This window comes from Sphingomonas sp. ASV193, assembly GCF_040203355.1.
Classification (GTDB): Bacteria; Pseudomonadota; Alphaproteobacteria; order Sphingomonadales; family Sphingomonadaceae; genus Sphingomicrobium.
In genome coordinates this window covers 560,003-580,653 of the sequence record NZ_JBEHBW010000001.1, presented here as the reverse complement: position 1 = coordinate 580,653, position 20,651 = coordinate 560,003, and the positions used below count along the sequence as shown (strand labels likewise).

The following is a 20,651-nucleotide window of genomic DNA, read 5'->3' as shown; positions in this document are numbered from 1 at the left end:
GGAGGGAAGACGCGTTGCGCAAGCTGGGGCTGATCGGGGGGACGAGCTGGCACTCGACCGTCACCTATTACGAGCTTCTGAACCAGGCGATCGCGAAGCGGCTCGGCGGGCTTCATAGCGCCCCGCTGGCGATCGAGAGCCTCGATTTCGCCGAGGTCGCGGTGCTGATGGCGGCGGGCCGGTGGGACGATGTCGCCGCGCTGCTGGTCAAGGCGGCCGAACGGCTGAAGGCGAGCGGCGCCGAGGGGCTGCTGATCGCGTCGAACACGCTTCACCGCGCGGTCGGCGCGGTCGCGGCGGCGACCGAGCTTCCGATCGTCGACATTCGCGAGGCCTCGGCGACGCGGGTCGCGAGCGACGGGCGCAAGCGGATCGCGCTGCTCGGCACGCGCGCGACGATGGTCGAGGATTATGCGCGGCGGCCCTACGAGAGCCTCGGGCTAGAGGTCCAGCCGCTGCCCGCCGACGCGGTGGCCGAGGTCGACCGGATCATCTTCGAGGAGCTGGCGCGCGGCCAGGTGCTTCGCGAGAGCCAGCGCAAGCTCAAGACGCTGCTGACCGAACTGGGCAAGCAGCGGGTCGAGGCGGTCGTGCTCGGCTGCACCGAGCTGGCAATGATCGTCGATGTGCGCGCCAACGTGCTGCCGGTCTACGACACCACCGCGATCCACGCCGCCGCGGCGGCCGAATGGATGCTCGGCGAGGCGCCTTCGCGCTCGGTCGCCGCGGCGGCCTAGTTGGTCCCAGCCACGCGGCGCGCGAAGGCGGTCGCGGCGACGCCCCGGAGCAAGCGCAGGCGGAAGCGAAACTCGGCACCGGCATCGAGCGGGTCGACGGTGGCGAGCGCCGCGGCGTCGGCGTCGAGCTGGTCGAGGTCGATGACCTCGCCGAGACCGGGCGTGCGGCGGGCGACGTCGAGCTCGGCGCGAATATCGGGAAGCGCGGCCACCATGCCTTCGGCCCAGTCCGCCGCCTGGTTGCCGCGGCGACGCTCGGCGAGCGTGGCGGCGGGCAGTCGATCGGAAAAGGCCCGGCGCGCGAGGTCGCGCGGGCGCGGACCGACGAGGAACTCGCCAGGCGGGATCGACAGGCACAGCCGGACGAGGCGAAGGTCGAGCAGCGGATCGCGTATGCTGATCCCGAATTCGGCCAGCATCCCCTTGTAATAATTGCCGCCGTCGGACCGGGTCAGCCCGTCGATCCGCGTACCGATCGGGTCGCGGCGGGGGGCATAGCTGGTGTCGAAACCGAGCTCGGCCGCGCGGTGTTCGATCCGGCCCGTCGCCGAGCCGGGCACGGCGGCGTAGCGCGACAGGTCGCGGCGAGTCCGGAAAAGGCGGCTGGCGAGGCGCCACGCGGAAGGGGGAAGCAGTGGAAAGGTCGCTGCCGCGAGCGCCGAGGCAAGGCTTCGCCCCTCGCCGCGAAGCGCACCGATCCCACGCCACGCGGAGACGAGGTTGCCGCGCGCCAGCCATTCGGGAAGCTGCTCGACCGCGCCGAATGTCAGGGTGAAATTGCCGCCGGCGCCGGTTAGCAGCACGTTGTGGCCGCGGCGCTTCGCCTCGCCGGCGATCGCCCGGCCCCAGACCGCGTTGCACGGATTGATCGTCGGTTGCTGCTGGAAATGAAAGTCGGCGGCCATCGTCGTCAGCGGCGACTGGCGGTCGGGGCGCACGATGACATGGTCGATGTTGGGCTCGCCCGCCGCGACCCGGGCGGCGAGGGCGGTCTCGTCGCCGAACCATCCGGGCGGTTCGTTGAGGACCGCGCCGACCCGCGGGCCGGCGGTGAAGGCGGTGACCTGCCCGTCGCCGATCATTCGCGCGGTGGTGGTGGTGACGATCGCGCTGTCGAGCCCCGCGCTCAGGTGGTTGGCGACCTTGCCCGCCGCGCCGCGCAGCTGGGCGCGGACGGCGACCTCGACCGCGTCGCGCAGCGCTTCCGACGCGACGGGTCCGCGCAGCCGGGGGTCGATGTCGACCTGCCAGTCGTAAAAGGCGCGATCGTCGATCGTCCCGTCGCCGACGGTGACGGCATGGCCGGGCTCGACCCGTTCGATCTCGGCGAACTGGGTTGCCCGGCCGCGCGTCGGCAGCTGAGCGTGATAGTGCGACAGCCATTCGAGATCGGGCCGCTGCGTGACCCCGGGCAGGCCGAGCAGGCCAGACGGCATCGAGGCGAAGGCGAGGAAGTCCGGCTTGCGCACGAAGAATAGCGGACGGAAACTGATCGGCCCGCGCGCCAAGGTCAGCGTCGCGTCGCGGCGGTCCCACCACGCCAGCGCATATTCGCCCGCGATCAGGTTGAGGCCGCCCACGCCGCGATCGCGCACCAGCTGGGCCGCCAGCGTCGAATCGCTCATCGTCGACTGCGTGGCGGGGGAGATGTCGAGCGCGCGGCAAAGCTCGTCGCGATTGTCGATCCGCACATCGCCGACGAGCAGGAGCGGGCCGTTGTCGACCGGCCCACGATCGAACCGATCCTCGGGCACCGTCGGATAGAGATTGCGCGACAGCGTCAGCCGATCGATCGACTGGCTGGCGAGCGACGTCCCGTAGCGGGCAAGCCCGCGCATCGCCGTCGCACAAAGGCTATCGCTGGGCGAACCGTCGAGCGACAAGACGCCGGCGATTGCCGTCAACTGCTATTCCCGATTTCAGCGAGCGCCGTCGGCGTCGCCGTCCTAGCTGTGGTGGTTGCCCGTGCTTCCGGCCGAGTCGTTCTTCAGGCCGTTGGCGACTTCGGCCGCACCGGCACGGAGGGTGCGGACAGTCGGGCGGACCCAGGGCTTGCGGCCGCTATTTCCGAGCTGGCCATTTTCCATCTTCGACAATGCGCTACTCCCGAGCAGGTGGCTGTTTGGCCGAAATTTAACGGTTCCTTACTCATAAATCGACAAAAGGCAAAGAGATCCCCATTTATTCGTCGTGACCACGGCCGACCGTCCCGATCATCCCAAGGCAAAAGAGCGCTTCAACGAGGAAGGCGCGACCTTTGCCGTGCGCGGCGCCGACAAGCCCGACCTCGACGCGGGCGTAGCGGCGATCCGTAATGTGTTGAAAACATTGCCCGCACGCCCCGGGGTCTACCGGATGCAGGACGCGCGCGGCGACGTGCTTTACGTCGGCAAGGCCAAGGTGCTCAAAAACCGGGTGACCAGCTACACCCAGGTCACCAAGCTGCCCAAGCGGCTGCAGCGGATGGTGTCGCAGACCCGGTCAATGACCATCGTCACCACCCGCACCGAGGCCGAGGCGCTGCTGCTCGAGGCGCAACTGATCAAGCGCTTTCGCCCCGCCTACAATGTGCTGCTTCGCGACGACAAGAGCTTCCCCTTCATCCTGCTTCGCGAGGACCATGCCTTTCCGCAGGTGCGCAAGCATCGCGGCGCGCGGCGATCGAAGGGCCAATATTACGGGCCTTTCGCAAGTGCCGGGTCAGTGACGAACACGCTTAATGCGCTGCAGAAGCTATTCCTGCTAAGATCCTGCACCGACAGCTTTTTCGCCAACCGCACGCGGCCTTGCCTGCTGTACCAGATCCGCCGCTGCTCGGCACCGTGCGTCGATCGGATCGGCAAGGAGGATTATGCCGAGCTGGTCGCCGACGCGAAGCTGTTCCTTGCCGGCAAGTCGACTGGGGTGCAGGCCAAGCTCGGCCAGCAGATGGCGGCGGCGGCGGAGAAGCAGGATTTCGAGCTGGCGGCGGTCTATCGCGACCGGCTGCGCGCGCTGACCTACATCCAAGGGTCGCAGACCGTCCATGCCGAGGGGCTTGGCGATGCCGACATCTTCGCGCTGGCGTGCACGGCGGGGCAGATCTGCATCCAGGCCTTTTTCATCCGCGGCGGGCAGAATTGGGGGCACCGCAGCTTCTTTCCCGCGCACACCGCCGACGTCCCCGAAGCCGAGGTACTGACCGGCTTCCTGATGCAATTCTACGAGGAGGTGCCCCCGCCGCGCCGCCTGCTGCTCGACCGCGACCTGCCCGAGGCGTCGCTGGTCGCCGAGGCGCTGACCGAGCGCGCGGGGCGCAAGGTCGAGATCGAGCGCCCCCAGCGCGGCGCGCGGCGCAAGCTGATGGAGCAGGCCAAGCGCAACGCCGAGGAAGCGCTCGACCGGCAGATGGCCGAATCGACCACCCAGGGACGATTGCTCAAGGAACTAACCGAGACCTTCGACCTGCCCGAGGTCCCGCAGCGGATCGAGGTTTACGACAACAGCCACATCATGGGGACCAATGCGACCGGGGCGATGATCGTCGCCGGGCCAGAGGGGTTCCGCAAGAACAGCTATCGCAAGTTCAACATCAAGTCGGCGCAGACCGACGACGACTTCGGCATGATGCGCGAGGTGCTGACCCGGCGGTTCGCGCGGCTTGGGAAGGAAGATCCCGACCGCGACCAGGGCGACTGGCCGGGACTGGTGTTGATCGACGGCGGGCGCGGGCAGCTCAACGCCGCGCTCGAGATCCTCGAGGAGCAGGGGATCGAGGACGTGCCGATCGTCGGGGTCGCCAAGGGGCCGCATCATGGCCGCGAGGGCCGGGAAGTGTTCCACCTGCCGGGCGGGCGCGAGCTGACCCTGCCGGTCAATTCGCCGCTGCTGTTCTACCTACAGCGGCTGCGCGACGAGGCGCACCGCTTCGCCATCGGCACCCACCGCGCCAAGCGGGCGAAGAGCCTGACCACCTCGAGCCTCGACGAGGTGCCGGGGATCGGACCGAGCCGCAAGCGTGCGCTGCTGATGCATTTCGGCACCGCGCGCGCGGTCAAGTCGGCGGCGCTCGAGGACCTTGAGCGCGCGCCGGGGATCAGCAGTGCGATGGCGCGCCAGCTCTACGACTATTTCCACCCGCGCGGATGAGGATCGAGACCCCCGGGCTGGTCGTCGCGGTCCGCCCGCACGGCGAACATGGCGCGATCGTCCGGCTGATGACCCCCGCGCACGGGCTCCAGGCGGGCTACGTCCGCGGCGCGCGCGGGCGGCGGCTCCGCCCGGTGCTGCTCCCCGGCAACGCGGTCGCGGCGGTGCTGTCGGCACGGACCGAGGCGCAGCTGGCGCAGGCGAGCGTCGAGCCGGTCCATAGCCGCGCGCCGCTGCTGGCCGAGCCGCTGCCCGCGGCGGCGATCGACTGGGTCTGCGCGCTGACGGCGACGGTGCTTCCCGAAGGCCAGCCCTATCCGCGGTTGTACGACGCGCTCGACGGGCTGCTCGCGGCGATCGAGGCGGCGCCGGCGGCGAGCGGGTGGGGGGCGGCGCTGGTCCGCTACGAGCTGCTGCTGCTGGCCGAGCTCGGCTTTGGGCTCGACCTCAGCGAATGCGCCGCGTCGGGGGCGACCGACGACCTCGTCGCGGTCAGCCCGCGTTCGGGTCGCGCGGTCAGCGCTGCCGAAGCCGCGCCCTATGCGGGCAGGCTGCTGCCGCTGCCCGGCTTCATTGCCGGGGGCGGCCCGGCGGGGTGGGGCGACATCATCGACGGGCTGTCGCTGTCGGGCCATTTCCTGCTTCGCGACCTCGTCACCGATCGCTCGGCGACGGTCGCCGAGGCGCGGGGGCGGCTCGTCGAGCGCTTGCGCCGGGCGGCGGGCGGGGCCTAGGGTCTGCCGATGATCGACGCGATGGCGCTGCTGTTCCCCAACGTCGCGAAGACCGGCGCGGTAACCGTGCGGGTCGCGGTCAGCTACCTGTCCGAACAGAGCGATCCCGGCGGCGGGCGCTGGTTCTGGTCCTACCATGTCCGGGTCGAGAACGACGGCGACGAGCCGCTTCAGCTGGTCGAGCGCGAATGGCGAATCGTCGATGCCGAGGGCCGCGCCTACGACGTGCGTGGCGAAGGCGTGGTCGGCGAAATGCCGCTGATCATGCCGGGGGAGAGCTTCGACTATGTCTCGGGCTGTCCGCTGGCGACTTCGCATGGTTCGATGAGCGGCAGTTACCGGCTGCTCGACAGCGAGGGGCGTGACATTCATGCCGCAATTCCCGCCTTTGATCTGGTCGGGCCGCCGGCAGAGGTTGAAAAATAGCTTCGTTATGGAGAGAAAGGCCGAAGCGTGCGTTTCGAAGGGACGCGGCCGGTGTGGCCGCATTCGCCCGCGTAGCAGGAGCCAGGTCATGGCGAAGCAAGTGCATATCGTGATGTTGGCCGGCGCGATGCTGGCCCTTCCCACCGTGGCCTCGGCGCAAAGCTGGGTCCCGGGCAGTGAAATCGTCGGCCAGCCGGTTACGGTGACCGCCAATGGCATCGCCGACACGGTGACGCTCAACGCCGACGGCACCGCGCGGGTCGTGACCCCGGGCGGCCGTGAAATCCCCGCGAGCTGGACCAATGCCGGCGGACAGCTTTGCGTCCGCACCGGGATGGCGAGCGAGTGCTGGACCCCGCAGGCGCCGCTCCAGGCCGGACAGCCGGTAACGTGGATGAGCAACTGCAATTCGGCGACCACTTGGCTGGCGAGCGCGGTCAACACGCCGCCGCCACCGCCGCCGCCGCCCGAGATCAAGGGCGAGCGCGGCTAAGCCGACCAGCCTTACATTTCATCGAAGAAAGCCGTCGGGACTTCCCGGCGGCTTTTCTTTTGCGACTCGAGGGATGCGACGACAGCCGGGGAGGGCCGGCGAGAGACCATCGCATCACGACAAAGAAAAGGCCGCCGGGAAAATCCCGACGACCTTCGCAGTGATTCGTCCGCTGAAATCAGGCCGGCGAAAGCGGCGTACGGATGTCGTTGTTGTTCTTGAACAGCGTCAACGCGGCGATGACCGCCGCACCCGCGACCCCAAGGAGGGCGACGAGGCCGAGCGGGAAGCCGGGGGCCGGCGCAACCGCAGCGGGCGCCATCGCGACCGGCGCAGGCGCTTCGGCAACCGGGAACAGGCAGGGGCCGGCGGCAACGCCCTGGCCCGAACCGTTCGCTGCCGCGGCGGCCGCTGCCGTACCCGCCGCATCGGCGGCGGCGGCGCTGCACAGCGCATTGCGCGACTGGTCGGACGCCAGCGCGCTAAGCGCGACCATCGGGGCTACCGGGCTGGCCGGGGCCGGCACGGCGGCGAGAACCGGGGTCGCGAGGAGCGACGCTGCCGCCGAAGCGGCAAGAACGCGGTACGAAAACTTGATGACGGCCATTGCTAACGATCCCTTGACGCACGCGGTCCGGCAAACTCAACCGGCGAGTGGGGGTATGCCTTCCCCCGAAGATTTAGACCAATCGAAATACGCTTGGCCCGTTGGTGGGTTCCATAGTGGACGATTGTTTATCCAATATGACGCTCGCAATGTCACGCGGTCAAGTTTAGCAGACGCAAGAATATGCCGCGCCGCATCATTTTCCTGGGCAACAGTGTCTATAATATCGCGCATTTCCGCGCTCCGTTGATTGATTCCTTCCTCGCCGAGGGCGATGAAGTGCATGTCGCTGGCCCCGACGACGCCTGGTCCGCCGCGCTCGCGGCGCGGGGAATTGCCGTCCATCCGGTGCCGATCGATCGTGGCGGAATGTCGCCGTGGGCCGATTCGCGGCTTTTTCTCGACTATCGTCGCCTGTTCGCGAAGGTGCGCCCCGACGCGGTGCTCGCCTTCACCGCCAAGCCGAACATCTACGGCAGCCTCGCCGCGCGGTCGCGGTCGATCCCGGTCATCAACAACATCTCCGGACTCGGCACCGCCTTCCTTTCGCACGGCTGGCTCGAACGGCTGGTCAGCGCGCTGTACCGGGTCGCACTGCGGCGTTCGCACACCGTCTTCTTCCAGAACGACGAGGACCGCGACCTGTTCGTCGAGCGGCGTCTCGTCGAACAGGCGCAGGCGCGGCTGGTCCCCGGCTCGGGCGTCGATCTAGACCGCTTTGCGCCGCGACCGTTCGCGCCGGGACCGGTCCCGACCTTCGTTTGCGTGGCGCGGATGCTTCGCGACAAGGGCATTCGTGAGATTGCCGAAGCGTCGGAGCAGCTCCGAAGCGAGGGATTTGCGGCGCGCTTCCGGCTGGTCGGCCCGATCGACCCCGACAATCGGAGCGCGCTCGCCGCCGACGAGATCGAATCCTGGGTCGCGGCCGGGCTCGTCGAATATGCGGGGCCGATGGACGATGTCAGGGACGCGATCGCCGGGGCCGACGCCGTCCTGCTCCCCTCCTATCGCGAAGGACTGCCGCGCACGCTGATCGAGGCGTCGGCGATGGGGCGCCCGGTGATCGCCACCGACGTGCCCGGTTGCCGGACGATCGTCGAGGACGGGGCGACGGGCCTGCTCTGCGCGCCGCGCTCGGGCGCGGCGCTCGCCGACGCGGTCCGACGCTTCCTTGCGATGAGCGGGGAGGAGCGGGCGGCGATGGGCCGCGCCGGGCGCGCCAAGGTCGAGCGCGAATATGACCAGCGGCTGGTGGTCGCCGCCTACAGGGCCGCGCTCGACTCGGCGGTCGGCACTAAGTCCGTTTGATCATGGCGCTTTTTGGCCCTAGAGGACGGCGCATGTCAGTGCTCGGTGTATTGCGTGGCGCTGGACGCCCTTCGGCTATGCCGTCCGGTTTGCGCGTATATGCAATCGGCGACATCCACGGTCGTTCCGACCTGCTCGACCAGCTGTTGAGCCGGATCCGCGACGACCTGCGCGAAGCGCCTCCGCGTCGGCACGCGCTCGTCTTCCTTGGCGACTATGTCGATCGCGGCCCCGACAGCGCCGGGGTGATCGAGCGTCTCGTCGCCCTGTCGCGCGACCATAAGGGCCAGGCGGTGTTCCTGATGGGCAACCACGAGGAAGTGGTGCAGCGGATCCTCGCCGGCGAGCCGCGCCTGTTCGAGGACTGGATGCGCTTCGGCGGTCGCGAATGCCTCGCAAGCTATGGCATCGCCCCCGAATCGCTGAGCGGGATGGGGCGCGAGACCCGCGCCGCGCTGATCCGCGAGGCCATCCCCGAAGGCCACCGGCGATTCCTCGACGAGCTGATCGATACGGTGCGTATCGGCGATTACCTGTTCGTCCATGCCGGGATCCGGCCGGGCATCGACCTCGGCGATCAGGTGCAGTCGGACCTGCGCTGGATCCGCGCACCGTTCCTTGACGACCAGGACACCGATCATGGCGCGGTCGTCGTCCACGGGCACACGGTGACCGAGGCGGTCGAGTGGCGCGGCAACCGGATCGGGATCGATACCGGCGCCTATGCCAGCGGGCGGCTGACCGCGCTCGTGCTCGAGGGGCGCGAACGTCGGCTGATCGACACGGGGCGCATGGCCGCCAATGTCGGTACGCGCTTGCCCGAATCGGTGCTATCGGCTGCTGTAGCCAATCATTCGCGGGGATATTGACATGCGTATCGGGTCACGTCGGACGGTTTTCGTCCAGAGCCTTCTTCTCGCCGGTGTCGCTGGCACGCTTGCCGCCTGCTCGGAGGGGCGCGGCGGGCCGATCGCCTACGATCCGGCGACCTTCGGCCGGCCCGACGCCCCCAAGCTCGCGACGATCGGCGACGATTACCGGATTGCGCCGCTCGATACGCTGGCGATCAAGGTGTTCAAGATGCCCGAGCTGAGCGGCGACTACCAGGTCGACCTCACCGGCAAGATCTCGATGCCGCTGATCGGCGAAGTCGCCGCCGCCGAGATGACCGCCGACCAGCTCGACGACCAGCTGAAGGCGAAATATGGCGCCAAATATCTCAACAACCCGGACATCAGCGTCGGCATCAAGGCCTCGACCCGGCGCGCGGTGACGGTCGACGGCTCGGTCAAGTCGACCGGGTCGTTCCCGGTCGCCTCGGACCTTACGCTGATGCAGGCGGTCGCGCTTGCCGGCGGCACCACCGAAGACGCCAATCCGCACCGGGTCGCGGTGTTCCGGACGATCGACGGGAAGCGGCAGGCGGCGGCGTTCGACCTTGCCGACATCCGCCACGGGACCGCCAAGGACCCGCCGATCTACCCGGGCGACATCATCGTCGTCGACGGGTCGCGCATCAAGGCGCTGCAGAAGCAGATCCTTTCCAATTTGCCGTTCCTCTCGGTGTTCAAGCCGTTCTGACGCGGCGCGATCGAGGGACCGGCCAAGGAGTTTTCGGTTGAACGACTATAGCAGCAACCTTCCCGCCCCGATGGGATCGAGCGCCGTCCCCGCGCCTTATCCGCCGCCGCAAGCGGCGAGTCCGCACATGGCGCAAGGTTCCGCTCCCGGGGGACTGGATATCGCGGCCCTGCTCAGGATCGTCCGCGAATGGCGCTGGCTGATTCTCGCAGCGACCGTTGCCGGACTTGCGCTGGGCGTCATCGCGTCGCTCCTGACCACGCCGCTGTACCGCGCGTTCGTTACGCTCGAGGTCAATCCGCCGACGGTCGAAGTGCTCGACGACAAGTCGGCGCAGCCCAATTCTAACACCGATTCCTACTCGTTCCTGATGACCCAGATCGGCCTGCTGTCGAGCCACAGCCTCGCCGAGCGGGTCGCACAGGATCTCAACTTGGCGTCCGACCCGTCGATTGCGGGCAAGGGCGGCAATCCCGCCAGCCGCCTGAAGGCGGCCGCCGACACGGTGGCCGGCGGAATCCATGTCGACGTCCCCGAGAACGGACAGCTGATCAAGTTCAGCTATGTCGCCAAGTCGCCCGAGAACGCGGCGCGGATCGCCAACGGGATCGCTGACGGTTTCATCGCCAGCGGACTGCAGCGGCGCTACGAGGCGTCGGACTATGCGCGCTCGTTCCTCGAAAAGCAGATCGGCAAGACCCGCAACGATCTCGAGAATTCAGAGCGCGCGCTGGCGGCCTACGCCCAGCAGGCGGGGATCATCGATGTCGGCAGCAAGGACCTTCTTGGCGGCGGGACCTTGCAGGGCCAGTCTCTGGTCGAACTCAATACCGCGCTCGGCGAAGCGACCGCCAAGCGGATCGCCGCCGAGGGCGCCTATCGCGCCGCGTCGCTCGCGGCGAGCGGCTCGGAAACCGTCACCGGCACCGCCGCGCTTCGCCAGCAGCGCGCGCTGCTCGTCGCCGACTACCAGCAGAAAAGCACGCTGCTGAAGCCCGACCATCCCGATATGGTCAGCCTCAAGTCGCAGATCGATTCGATCGACAAGGCGATCGCTCAGGAGCGCAGCCAGGTCGCCAGCGGCACGACCAACACGCTCGCCGCCGCCTACCGTTCGGCGCTGGCCGCCGAGAACGACCTTCGCGGAAAAGTCGCCGGGTTGAAGGATTCGGTGCTCGACATGCGCGGGCGGACGGTCCGTTACGGCACGCTCCAGCGCGACGTCGACACCAACCGCAGCCTCTACGACGCGCTTCTCCAGCGCTACAAGAATGTCGGGGTCGGCAGCGGTATCGGCAGCTCGGCGGTGACCATCGTCGATCGCGCAGATCCGCCTGGTGCGCCCTACAAGCCCGACTTCATGCGCAACCTCTTGATGGGGCTCGGGGTCGGACTGGCGTCGGGCCTGATCCTCGCTGTCTTGCTCGATATGCTGAGCGACACGATCAAGACCCGGGAGGATGTCCGGACCAAGCTTCATGTCGCTTGCCTTGGGGTCATTCCCAAATCGACCGCGAAGGTACCGATGCTGGAGGAGCTTGGCGACCAGACGTCGCAGGTGTCTGAATCCTACGCCGCCGTGGCGGCCGCGCTGCGCTTTAGCTCGGCCGACGGCGCGCCGAAACTGATCATGGTATCGAGCGCGCGGGCGGGCGAAGGCAAGTCGTCGTCGGCGCTCGCGCTGTCGCACAATTACGCGCGTCGCGGTGAGCGCGTCCTGTTGATCGATGCCGATCTTCGCCGCCCGGCGTTCGCCAACGTGTCCAAGTCGCTCGGCCTGATCAAGCTGCTCACGAGTCACGAGCCGATCCGGGCGCACGTCGCGAAGACGAATTTCGAAAATCTGTGGCTCCTGCCGGGCGGAGCAAGCGCGCCAAACCCGGCCGACCTGCTGTCGACCCCGCGGATGGGTGAGATCCTGGCCGAGGCGAGCCAATATTATGACCGGATCGTGGTCGACGGGCCGCCGTTGCTCGGGCTGGCCGACGCGACGCTTCTCGCGGCGGCGGTGCGCAACGTTATCCTGATCGTCGAATCGGGCAAGACGCGCACCCGCGCGGCGCGCGAAGCGATCGAGCGGCTGACCGTGACCGGGGCCCGGCTGGCGGGGGTGATCGTCACCAAGTCGCTCGCCGACGCCAGCCAGTATGGCTACGGCTACGGCTATTACACCCAGGCAATCGAGGACCGGCCCGACCAGATCCGGTTGGCCCAGTCGGTCGAGCCGGCGGAACCGTCGGCGGCCGAGGAGGTCTAGGCTGCCGCTCGTCGCAAGAAGGTTGGCGACGGTGATCGCGGCGATCGTCGCGGTCGTGCTGATCGCGCGCGAGATGGTGCTGTCGTTGCCAGCCGACGCGCGCCCGGCCGAATGGATCGCCTCGTGGCCCGCCAGCGCGCGGCTGGTCGGCGACCAGGCGATGCGCCGACTCGGCGCGGGCGCGGCCAGCGGGCAGGCGACCTCGCCCGCCACGCGCGAAGCGTTCGCGCGGCTGGCGCGGCTCGATCCGCTCAGTCCGCAGCCGCTGCTGTTCGACGGCGCGCTGACGTTGCAGGCGGGCAAGCCCAAGGACGCCGAACGGCAATTCGCCGCGGCCAAGGCGCTTGACCCGCGATCGGCCGCCGCGCGCTATTTCCTCGCGACCGTCCTGCTTGGCCAAGGGCAGGTCGGACCCGCGCTCGACGAGCTCGCAATGCTCAAGAAGGTGAGCGTCGGCGGCGGGAATTACGACGCGGCGTTCGCCGAATATGCGAAGAGCTCGGGCAATATCCCGGCGATCGAGGCATTCCTCGCCAAGCATCCCGAGCATCGTGCGCCGATGCTTGCGGCGCTCGCCAGCGATCCGGCGAATGCCGGCCTCGTGCTTCGACTGGCAGGGCCAATCGACCCTGCCGCGCCGCCGCCCGATCCCGACTGGCGCTCGACGCTGCTGCTGGGCTTCGTCAACCGCGGGCAGGCCGACGCCGCGCGGCTGGCGTGGCGCCAGATGGTCGGCGCGGCCGCGGCCGGCGACGGGCTGTACAATCCCCGCTTTCTTTCCTCGACCGCGCCGGCGCCGTTCAACTGGACGTTGACCTCGGGCGATGACGGGCTGGTCGAGCCCGACGGCACGGGCAAGCTCAACCTCGTCTATTACGGGCGCCACGATTCGCTGCTCGCGGCGCAGACGACGCTGCTGGCGCCGGGGCGCTATCGGCTGTCGCTCGACGTCGCGGCGACGACCGCGCACAGCGCGATGGCCTGGTCGATCCAGTGCCAGCCGGGGGGGCAACAGCTCGCCCAGCTGTCGCTCGATCGCGAAGGGGCGGGGCCGGTGGCGATCGAGTTCGCGGTCCCGGCGGGCTGCAACGCCCAGCGATTCGACCTGCGCGGCATGGCGGGCATGACCGAATCGACGAGCGAGATGACCATTTCCAACCTGTCGCTGGTGCGGCTGCCATGATCGCGCGCAAGATCGTCGGCTGGATCGCGCCGCTGTTCCTCGCCGCCTGCCTGCTGCTCGGGGGGAGCGTGCAATGGCCTTGGGCGACCGCGGCGCTGCGGCTGGCGGCGGTTGCGATCATCGTCGTCACCCTGCCGGGCGAACGCGAGGCGTCGTTCCGACAGCCGATGCGCCTCGCGCTGGCGTGCGGCGCGATCGCGCTGGTCCAGCTGGTCCCGCTGCCCGGGGGCCTGTGGGCGAGCCTACCCGGCCACGGCTTCTACGCCGATCATTACGCGCTGATGGGGATGGCGGTCCCCGCGCTGCCGCTGTCGCTCGATCCCGACGCCACGGTCGCGGCGATGCTCTCCCTCCTGGTACCGATCGCGGTGTTCACGACGATGAGCCTCAACGACGGGCCGCGGCCCGTCCGGGCGGTCGCCGCGATCCTCGCGGTCGCGCTCTTGGGCGCGGTCTACGGCATCGTCCAGTGGCGCAGCGGCAGCCAGCAGGCCTATCTTTACCCGATCAGCGACTGGTCGACCGCCCCCGGTTTCTTCGCCAATCCCAACCATATGGGGATCCTGCTGATCGCCGCGATCCCGCTGGCGACCGCGCTGGCGAGCGACCGCTGGCGCGCGCACCGGCGACGGTCGCGGCGGCTTCCCCCGCTGGTGGCGATCGCGGCGGTTCTGCTGGTGGCGATCATGGTGATCCCCCTCGAACAGTCGTTCGCGGCGCTGCTGTTGCTGCCGCCGGTGGTGATCGCCAGCGCCCTGATCCCAGAGTGGAAGAACCCGCGTTTCCGGAAAGTCGGCCTCGGCGCGATGGCCGTCCTTCTTCTGCTCGGGGCAACGGCGGGCGTCGTCCTGATCGGGCGCGACTCCCCGGCGGGCGAAACCAGCATCTCGATCCGCTCTGACATCTGGCAGCGCACGATCCGGGCCGCGGCCGATTTTGCCCCGCTCGGCAGCGGGTTCGGTTCGTTCGAACGGACCTTCCCGCGCTACGAAGACCCGGCCAAGGTCGACCTGACCTTCGTTAACCATGCGCACAACGACTATCTCGAAGCCGCGATGGAGGGCGGGATTCCGACGCTCGTCCTCGTGGCGCTGTTCCTGCTGTGGTGGGGGCGGCAGGTGCGGCGGGCGTGGGCAGCGGGGGCGGGCTCGCCGTTCGCGCGCGGCGCGTCGATCGCCGGGACCGCGATCCTGCTTCACTCGATCGTCGACTATCCGCTTCGCACCCCCGCGATCGCCGCCGTGTTCGCGGCCTGCGCGGCGATGGTCGTCGCCCCGCTCAAGATCACCGGCGCGACCAACGAGGGCGACCTACGCTCGACCCGCCACCGGGTGATCCGCTAGCTGCGACGGTGAAGCAGCGCGTCGCCGGTGCGGCGCAGCGCCTCGGCCCAGGCGCCGCGCGCGGTTCCCGGCATCGCGCACCCGGCGAGGTGGATCGGCGCGGTGCCGAAGCGGGTTTCGCCGGGCTCTACCAGCGATCGACGGCCAGTCAGCTGGTCGAGCGCGGCCCCGAGCATCCATCGGTCGATCCGGTCGCCGGCAGACCCCAGGCTGGGCGGGACGGGGGTCGCGAACAGCCGGTTCGAAACCGCGAGGGCGAGCCGGAGTGCCCGGCCTTCGCCAAGTCTGTCGGCCTCCCGCGCGACCGTTTCGAGCCGTGGTCCGAGGTGGTGCGCGAAGGCGGCAAAATCGACCGGCCATTTCAAGCGGAACCACAGGCTGCTCGCGCCATGCGCGGCGAGGTAGGCGAGCAGCGGTGCGTCGGCCAACGTCTCGAACCGGTGACCGGCGACGTCGACCGACTGGCGGGGCGAGCCGAGGCCGACCAATGGCAGCATCGACCGGCTCGGGGTGAGGCGGGTGTGCAGTTCGACGTGCAACCCGCTGCGGCGATGCGCCCAGACCGATTCGATCTTGCGGCGGTGCCACGAGGCCAGCGCGGCACGCGAGTCCGGCTCGACCAGGCGATAGTCGAGATGTTCGAGCAGGTTCGCGGCCTGGTCAAGCGACGCCTCGTCGACCAGGATGTCGATATCCCACCCGGCCTTGGCCATCGGCGCGTCGTAGCAAAGCGCGGCGAGCGTCAGCCCTTTGAGGAACAGCCGGTCGATCGCCGCGCCGGCGAAAGCCCGGTCGAGCCGCTTCATCTCGACCGCGATCAGCAGATTGTCGCGAGCGATGCGCGCGGCGTCGTCGCGCAGCGCCGCGGCCAGCGGGGTTGCGGCCATTCGTTCGAACCCCAGCCTCGCCAGTCCTTCGACCCGGTGACGACGCGCGTAGGCGACGATCCCGGATATATCGACTTCCTCGTCGCGGCCCACCGTTTCGGCGGCATCGGCATCGGCATCGAACGCGGCGCAGCAGGCGGCGACGACCAGCGCGGCCGATCCGCTCTCGCCATCGCGGATTCGCCGCTCGCCACTGTCCCGATCCTTCATTAGGAAGGCCTCATGCCACGCTTTGCGACCCGTGCGAACCGATGACGCCGACGCTCGTCAGCCGGTGGCGCGCGATCCCGCGGGCGCGGCGACGCCTGATCCGCGAGGCGGCGGCCGAGCTGGTGCGCGCGCGACTGTCGCTCCGCCTCCAGTCGTTCAGGACCATCATTGCCGGTGGGATTCGGCCGCTCGGGCAGATGGCGGACGCGGCGGCCAGCGGCGACATTGTCGAGGCGGTGCTTTCCGCGGCCCGGCACCTGCCGTGGACACCGGTCTGCTTCGATCTCGGGCTCGCCGTCCAGCGGATGCTTCGTCGCCGTGGGCACGATGCCGCCCTTCATTACGGGATCGCGATGGCCGAACCGGCGCTCAAGGCGCATGTCTGGATCAGTCTTGGCGGGACCGTGTTGATCGGCGGCGAGGAAGCGGGCGCGATGCGTGAGGTCGCGCGCTATCCGGCCGCCCGATGAGGCGCAGCTATCGCCTGTTCGGGCTTCGCCTTACCAGCGAGATCCCGCTGCCCGACCTGCACGAGGCGGACGGTGATACGCCCGCCGACGTCGAGGTGACGCTGGCTGCCCCGCGTCCGGTCGAGCGGTTCGAAACGGTGGCGACGCCAGGCGGCACGACGCTAGAGATTGCCGGGGTCGGACGGTTCACCGTAACCGACGGACGGCGGATCGCGGTCGCGCCCGACCCTGGTGCCGACGAAGGGGACGTCCGGCTCTACCTGCTCGGCTCGACCATGGGGTTGTTGCTTTACCAGCGCGGGCTGATGCCGCTGCACGCCAATGCGGTGGTGGTCGACGGGCACGCCTTCGCCTTCGCTGGGGCGAGCGGGGCGGGCAAGTCGACTCTCGCGGCGGGCTTCGTCCGGGAAGGCCTCCCGCTGTTATCCGATGATGTCTGCGCGATCGAACGCGATCAGGACGGACGTTGCCACGTGCTCCCTGGCCCGCGGCGCCTCCGTCTGTGGCGCGACGCGGTGGACGCGTTGGGGGAAGAGGCCGACGCGCTGCGGCGGTCGTTTCCGTCGGATCCTGCTTACGAGAAATATGACCTGCCGGTTCCCATCGAACGGGCGGCAACCGGTCCCGCCCCGCTCGAGGCGATCTACGTCCTTGGCGACGGCGACCGGCTCGGTTTCGAGCGATTGTCGGGGGTCGCCGCGACCGAATCCCTGTTCGACCATAGTTATCGCGGGGCCTATGCCAGCATCAGCGGGGCGACCGGCGCGCATTTCCAGGCCTGCGCCGCGATCGCGCGATCGATCCCGATCTTTCGACTGACACGGCCGCGGTCGCACGACATGCTCCAGTCCCAGGTGAGGCAAATCCTCGCGCAGGCGCGTACCCAGATCGCGCCGCTCGCCTCCTAGGCCGGCGCGACCAGCCCGTCGGCGATCATCGTCTCGATGCACGCGGCAACGTCGGCGCGGCAGGACGCGCGATCGACGTCGTAATCCTCGACCATCCGATCGACGAGCTGATCGAGCGTGCTCGGCTCGGCCAGGGCGCGCCAGATCGCGGTAGCACTGCTTGAAAAGCCGAAGCACAGCCCGCGCTGCTCGTCGAGGGCGACGAGTTCATCGCCGATATCGGCTTCCATCAATGATGCAGAGCGTCGATAGGCCGTCATGTGCTTGCTCCACTGATCCTGCGCACCCTTGTGGGATGGCGGCGAACGTTGCAAGGTTGGGCGGCCCCGTCATGAAATTCCCGTCCGCGTGATTCCCTACTGGATTTTGTTCGCCATCGTCGCGCTCGGTGCGCTGACGCAATTTGAACATGGCGTGCCGCGTCCCTCGCTCAACCGGGGGCTGGCGGTGGCGCTCGTCGCGATCGCGGTGATGGTGGGACTGCGCTACCAGGTCGGGGGCGACTGGCGAAGCTATTCGATGATGTTCGATTTCTACGCACAGGGAGGGTCGTGGGCTCATCTTGGTGATCCGGGCTACGCTTACGTGAACTATTTTGCGGCGCTGATCGGTGGCGGCATCTGGCTGGTCAATTTGATCTGCGGGCTGATCTTCGCGCTCGGTCTATTTCTGTTGTTGCGGACCCAGCCCAATCCGTGGCTCGGCCTGCTCGTCGCGATTCCCTATCTCGTGATCGTGGTGGGAATGGGCTACACACGTCAGGCGACGGCGATCGGGCTGGTGATGGGCGGGCTCGCGACCTTCGAGCGAAACCGGATCGGCCGTTTTTGTTTCTGGATCCTGCTGGCGGTGATGTTTCACAAGAGCGCCATCATCATCCTCCCGCTGACGCTGATCGCCGTCAGCTCGAACCGCTTCCTGACCTACGGCCTCGGCCTCATGCTGACCGCGGCGGCCTATTACGCCTTCGTCTCCGCCTCGTCGGACCGAATGGTCGGGAACTATGTTACCGTAAGAATGGATTCGTCGGGGGCAGTCATTCGTGAAAGCCTTGGCGCGATCGCGGCAATCCTGTTCCTGATGTACCGCAAAAACATGCGAATGAATGAGGATCAGAGCCGGGTCTGGCGAAACCTCGCCTACGCCTCGCTCGTCGCGCTGGTCGCCGTCGCCGCGGGCTTTCCCTCGACCGCGGTCGATCGGCTCGCGCTCTACCTGCTCCCGCTGCAGATCGTGGTCGTGACCCGCCTCGCCAGCTTCGTCATGAATGGCGAATCCTCGGCGCGCACAGCGGCGGTGCTGACCATCGCGCTCTACGGCCTCGTCCTGTTCGTCTGGTTGAATTACGGCGACTATTCGGTCTACTGGCAGCCCTACCGCTTCACCCCGTTCGCCTGATCGTCGAGCCAGGATTCGAGCATCAGCACGGCCCAAATCGCCTGGGTCGAGTCGCTTCGCCCGGACAAATGCGCGTTCCAGCGAGCGGTAACACGGGCTTCGTCGACCAGCCCCTGGCCGGCAAGCCGATCGGGACTGAGCAGGTCCGAGGCCCATTGCCGCAACGGTCCGCGCAGCCAGTTCCCGAGCGGAAGGGCAAAGCCGGCCTTTGGCCGCTCGAAAAGGTCGCGCGGCAGGTGCCGGTAAAGCAGTCGGCGCAGGGAGAGCTTGCCCTCGCCACCGGCAATGTTGAAGCGGACGGGAATGCGCGCCGCCACGTCGGCGACCCGATGATCGAGAAACGGGGCGCGGGTCTCGAGCGAGCAGGCCATCGACGCCCGGTCGACCTTGCAGAGGATGTCGTTGGGCAGGTAGGTCGTCGCGTCCATCAGCATGAGCCGGGTCTCGTCCGGCAGATTCCCCAAACGCTCGCGCTCGACGATGGGCGATGCCAGTCCGCCCCCTTCGCTGAGCGGAGGCTCGCCCGACTGCCATTCATCGAGGAAGGCGACGACGACATCGTCGAGCGACCGCGCCTTGCGCATCAAGCCCGCGAGTTTGTGGACCTTCGTGCCGAGATGCGGTTGATCGCTCTGTCCGGGCAGCATTCGGAGCACGCGGTTCCACAGGGTCGGGGGCAGCGACTGCAAGAGCATTCCGGCCGGCTGGCGAAGCGGCGCGGGCACGCGTTGAAGCGCGCGCCAGACCCTGGGCACGATCCGGTAGCGGTTGTAGCCGCCGAACAATTCGTCGCCGGCATCGCCCGACAGCGCCACCGTCACGTTGCGTCGCGCCATGCGGCTGACGAGATAGGTTGGGATCTGAGAGGAATCGGAGAATGGCTCGTCGTAGATCGTCGACAAGCTTGGAATGACGGCCATCGCGTCGTCGGGGGTGATAATCTCGACGCGATGGTCGGTGCCGAGCGCGTGCGCGACGGCCGCGGCATGCGACGATTCGTCGTAGGCCTTTTCGGCAAAGCCGATGGTAAAGGTTTTCACGCCCCCCGGGCGAACGTCGTTGTAGAGCGCGGTGACGAGCGAACTGTCGATCCCCCCCGACAGGAAGGCACCGACCGGCACGTCGGCCATCGCCTGCTGCGCGATCGACTGGCGCAGCACGCGTTCGAGCTCGGCGTCGGCTTCGGCCTGGTCGCGAAACGGATTCTGCACGCCCGCCCTCACGACCTCGGCATAATCCCAATAGGCCGTCATCCGCGCCGCGCCGCGCCACTCGCCGAGCGGGAATGGAGCCTCGAACGTCGGCAGCGTCTCCCCGAGCTTCACCTCGAGATGGTGGGCGGGGGGAATCTTCTGGATTCCGCGCCATATCGACCATGGCGCGCCGATCGCCCCGCGTGACAGCAGGTCGCCGAGCGCGCGGCGGTCGATCGGCAGGTCGAAGTCTGGATGCTGCCGGATCGCCTTCAACTCCGAGGCGAACACGAGGTCGCGCCCAACCCGGCCGACATAGAGCGGCTTTTCGCCGAAGCGGTCGCGGATCAGGTGAAGGCGGCGTTCGCGCCGGTCGTAGAGCGCGATCGCGAACATGCCGACCGACGCCGCGGTCGCGCGATCGATCCCCCAGCGGGCGACCGCCTCGACCAGCGTCTCGCTATCGCTATGCCCGCGCCAGCCGCCCACGCCCTCGCGCTCAAGCGCGGCGCGAAGCTCGAGGTGATTGTAGATCTCGCCATTGTAGCAGAGCATCCAGCGCCCGTCGGCCGAGGCCATCGGCTGCGCCCCGGCAGGCGACAGGTCGACGATCGCGAGCCGGCGATGCACGAAGGCGACGGGAGCATCTGTGTCCTGCCATAGGCCCTCACCGTCGGGACCGCGATGAGCGAGCGACCCCGCCATCCTGGAGGGCAATTCGAGTGACCGACTGCCCGGCCCGACCAATCCCGCAATTCCACACATGGATTTCGCCTTGGCCGAACCGG

The 20,651-nt window shown here is 68.4% G+C and carries 19 protein-coding genes; 14 read left to right on the top strand and 5 right to left on the bottom strand.

What is annotated here, in order from left to right; translation table 11 throughout:
• Window positions 1–14: 14 nt before the first annotated feature.
• Window positions 15–737 (top strand): aspartate/glutamate racemase family protein, encoded by a 723-nt coding sequence (locus ABDK56_RS02975; RefSeq protein WP_349806594.1) that lies wholly within the window; start codon window positions 15–17, stop codon window positions 735–737.
• Here the strand turns inward: ABDK56_RS02975 and ABDK56_RS02970 are convergent.
• Entirely contained in the window at window positions 734–2,575 is a 1,842-nt protein-coding gene (locus ABDK56_RS02970; RefSeq protein WP_349806592.1) for an asparagine synthase-related protein, read from the bottom strand. The two genes, ABDK56_RS02975 and ABDK56_RS02970, sit on opposite strands and share 4 nt — an antisense overlap.
• Window positions 2,576–2,927: 352 nt before the next feature.
• Between ABDK56_RS02970 and uvrC the strand changes: the two genes are divergently transcribed.
• The 4 genes from uvrC to ABDK56_RS02950 all read left to right on the top strand — a co-directional run bounded on the left by uvrC (window position 2,928) and on the right by ABDK56_RS02950 (window position 6,518).
• Complete coding sequence (gene uvrC / locus ABDK56_RS02965) at window positions 2,928–4,865, top strand: excinuclease ABC subunit UvrC (protein WP_349806590.1); 1,938 nt, start codon at window positions 2,928–2,930, stop codon at window positions 4,863–4,865.
• Window positions 4,862–5,599: a DNA repair protein RecO gene (gene recO, locus ABDK56_RS02960; protein WP_349806589.1), complete on the top strand. Its 738-nt coding sequence runs from the start codon at window positions 4,862–4,864 to the stop codon at window positions 5,597–5,599. The genes uvrC and recO overlap by 4 nt, the downstream gene beginning before the upstream one ends.
• A 21-nt stretch (window positions 5,600–5,620) precedes the next feature.
• Window positions 5,621–6,025, top strand: a complete 405-nt coding sequence (gene apaG, locus ABDK56_RS02955; protein ID WP_502959259.1) for a Co2+/Mg2+ efflux facilitator ApaG/CorD — start codon at window positions 5,621–5,623, stop codon at window positions 6,023–6,025.
• 88 nt (window positions 6,026–6,113) lie between these two features.
• Window positions 6,114–6,518 carry a hypothetical protein gene (locus tag ABDK56_RS02950; RefSeq protein WP_349806585.1) on the top strand — a complete coding sequence of 135 codons (405 nt, stop codon included), beginning with the start codon at window positions 6,114–6,116 and terminating at the stop codon, window positions 6,516–6,518.
• Window positions 6,519–6,696: 178 nt separating this feature from the next.
• On the opposite strand, the gene ABDK56_RS02945 is transcribed toward ABDK56_RS02950, so the two are convergent.
• On the bottom strand, window positions 6,697–7,125 hold the full coding sequence (locus ABDK56_RS02945) for a hypothetical protein (protein WP_349806583.1): 429 nt from the start codon (window positions 7,123–7,125) through the stop codon (window positions 6,697–6,699).
• Between the two features lie 183 nt (window positions 7,126–7,308).
• Here ABDK56_RS02945 and ABDK56_RS02940 point away from each other — a divergent pair, with 183 nt between their 5' ends.
• The 6 genes from ABDK56_RS02940 (at window position 7,309) to ABDK56_RS02915 (ending at window position 14,797) form a co-directional block, all read left to right on the top strand.
• Window positions 7,309–8,433: a glycosyltransferase family 4 protein gene (locus ABDK56_RS02940; RefSeq protein WP_349806581.1), complete on the top strand. Its 1,125-nt coding sequence runs from the start codon at window positions 7,309–7,311 to the stop codon at window positions 8,431–8,433.
• 89 nt (window positions 8,434–8,522) lie between these two features.
• Window positions 8,523–9,302 (top strand): metallophosphoesterase family protein, encoded by a 780-nt coding sequence (locus ABDK56_RS02935; protein WP_349806579.1) that lies wholly within the window; start codon window positions 8,523–8,525, stop codon window positions 9,300–9,302.
• 1 nt (window position 9,303) lies between these two features.
• Window positions 9,304–10,014, top strand: coding sequence for a polysaccharide biosynthesis/export family protein (locus ABDK56_RS02930; RefSeq protein WP_349806577.1), 711 nt, complete (start codon window positions 9,304–9,306; stop codon window positions 10,012–10,014).
• Window positions 10,015–10,051: 37 nt separating this feature from the next.
• A complete protein-coding gene (locus tag ABDK56_RS02925; RefSeq protein ID WP_349806575.1) occupies window positions 10,052–12,271 on the top strand; it encodes a GumC family protein in 2,220 nt (739 codons plus the stop codon).
• 31 nt (window positions 12,272–12,302) lie between these two features.
• Window positions 12,303–13,454 carry a tetratricopeptide repeat protein gene (locus ABDK56_RS02920; RefSeq protein WP_349806573.1) on the top strand — a complete coding sequence of 384 codons (1,152 nt, stop codon included), beginning with the start codon at window positions 12,303–12,305 and terminating at the stop codon, window positions 13,452–13,454.
• On the top strand, window positions 13,451–14,797 hold the full coding sequence (locus ABDK56_RS02915; RefSeq protein ID WP_349806571.1) for an O-antigen ligase family protein: 1,347 nt from the start codon (window positions 13,451–13,453) through the stop codon (window positions 14,795–14,797). The genes ABDK56_RS02920 and ABDK56_RS02915 overlap by 4 nt, the downstream gene beginning before the upstream one ends.
• Here ABDK56_RS02915 and ABDK56_RS02910 read toward each other — a convergent pair.
• Window positions 14,794–15,894, bottom strand: coding sequence for a nucleotidyltransferase family protein (locus ABDK56_RS02910; RefSeq protein WP_349806569.1), 1,101 nt, complete (start codon window positions 15,892–15,894; stop codon window positions 14,794–14,796). The genes ABDK56_RS02915 and ABDK56_RS02910 overlap by 4 nt on opposite strands.
• A 41-nt stretch (window positions 15,895–15,935) precedes the next feature.
• On the opposite strand from ABDK56_RS02910, the gene ABDK56_RS02905 reads away from it, so the two are divergent.
• Together ABDK56_RS02905 and ABDK56_RS02900 are read left to right on the top strand one after the other, a co-directional pair.
• Window positions 15,936–16,364 carry a lasso peptide biosynthesis B2 protein gene (locus tag ABDK56_RS02905; RefSeq protein WP_349806568.1) on the top strand — a complete coding sequence of 143 codons (429 nt, stop codon included), beginning with the start codon at window positions 15,936–15,938 and terminating at the stop codon, window positions 16,362–16,364.
• Complete coding sequence (locus tag ABDK56_RS02900) at window positions 16,361–17,272, top strand: hypothetical protein (RefSeq protein ID WP_349806566.1); 912 nt, start codon at window positions 16,361–16,363, stop codon at window positions 17,270–17,272. The genes ABDK56_RS02905 and ABDK56_RS02900 overlap by 4 nt, the downstream gene beginning before the upstream one ends.
• Here ABDK56_RS02900 and ABDK56_RS02895 read toward each other — a convergent pair.
• Complete coding sequence (locus tag ABDK56_RS02895) at window positions 17,269–17,586, bottom strand: PqqD family protein (RefSeq protein WP_349806565.1); 318 nt, start codon at window positions 17,584–17,586, stop codon at window positions 17,269–17,271. The two genes, ABDK56_RS02900 and ABDK56_RS02895, sit on opposite strands and share 4 nt — an antisense overlap.
• Window positions 17,587–17,620: 34 nt before the next feature.
• Between ABDK56_RS02895 and ABDK56_RS02890 the strand changes: the two genes are divergently transcribed.
• Complete coding sequence (locus ABDK56_RS02890) at window positions 17,621–18,670, top strand: EpsG family protein (RefSeq protein WP_349806564.1); 1,050 nt, start codon at window positions 17,621–17,623, stop codon at window positions 18,668–18,670.
• Here the strand turns inward: ABDK56_RS02890 and asnB are convergent.
• The gene (asnB, locus tag ABDK56_RS02885) at window positions 18,646–20,628 is read right to left on the bottom strand and encodes an asparagine synthase (glutamine-hydrolyzing) (protein ID WP_349806563.1); all 1,983 of its coding nucleotides are present in this window, start codon (window positions 20,626–20,628) and stop codon (window positions 18,646–18,648) included. The two genes, ABDK56_RS02890 and asnB, sit on opposite strands and share 25 nt — an antisense overlap.
• Window positions 20,629–20,651 lie beyond the last annotated feature (23 nt).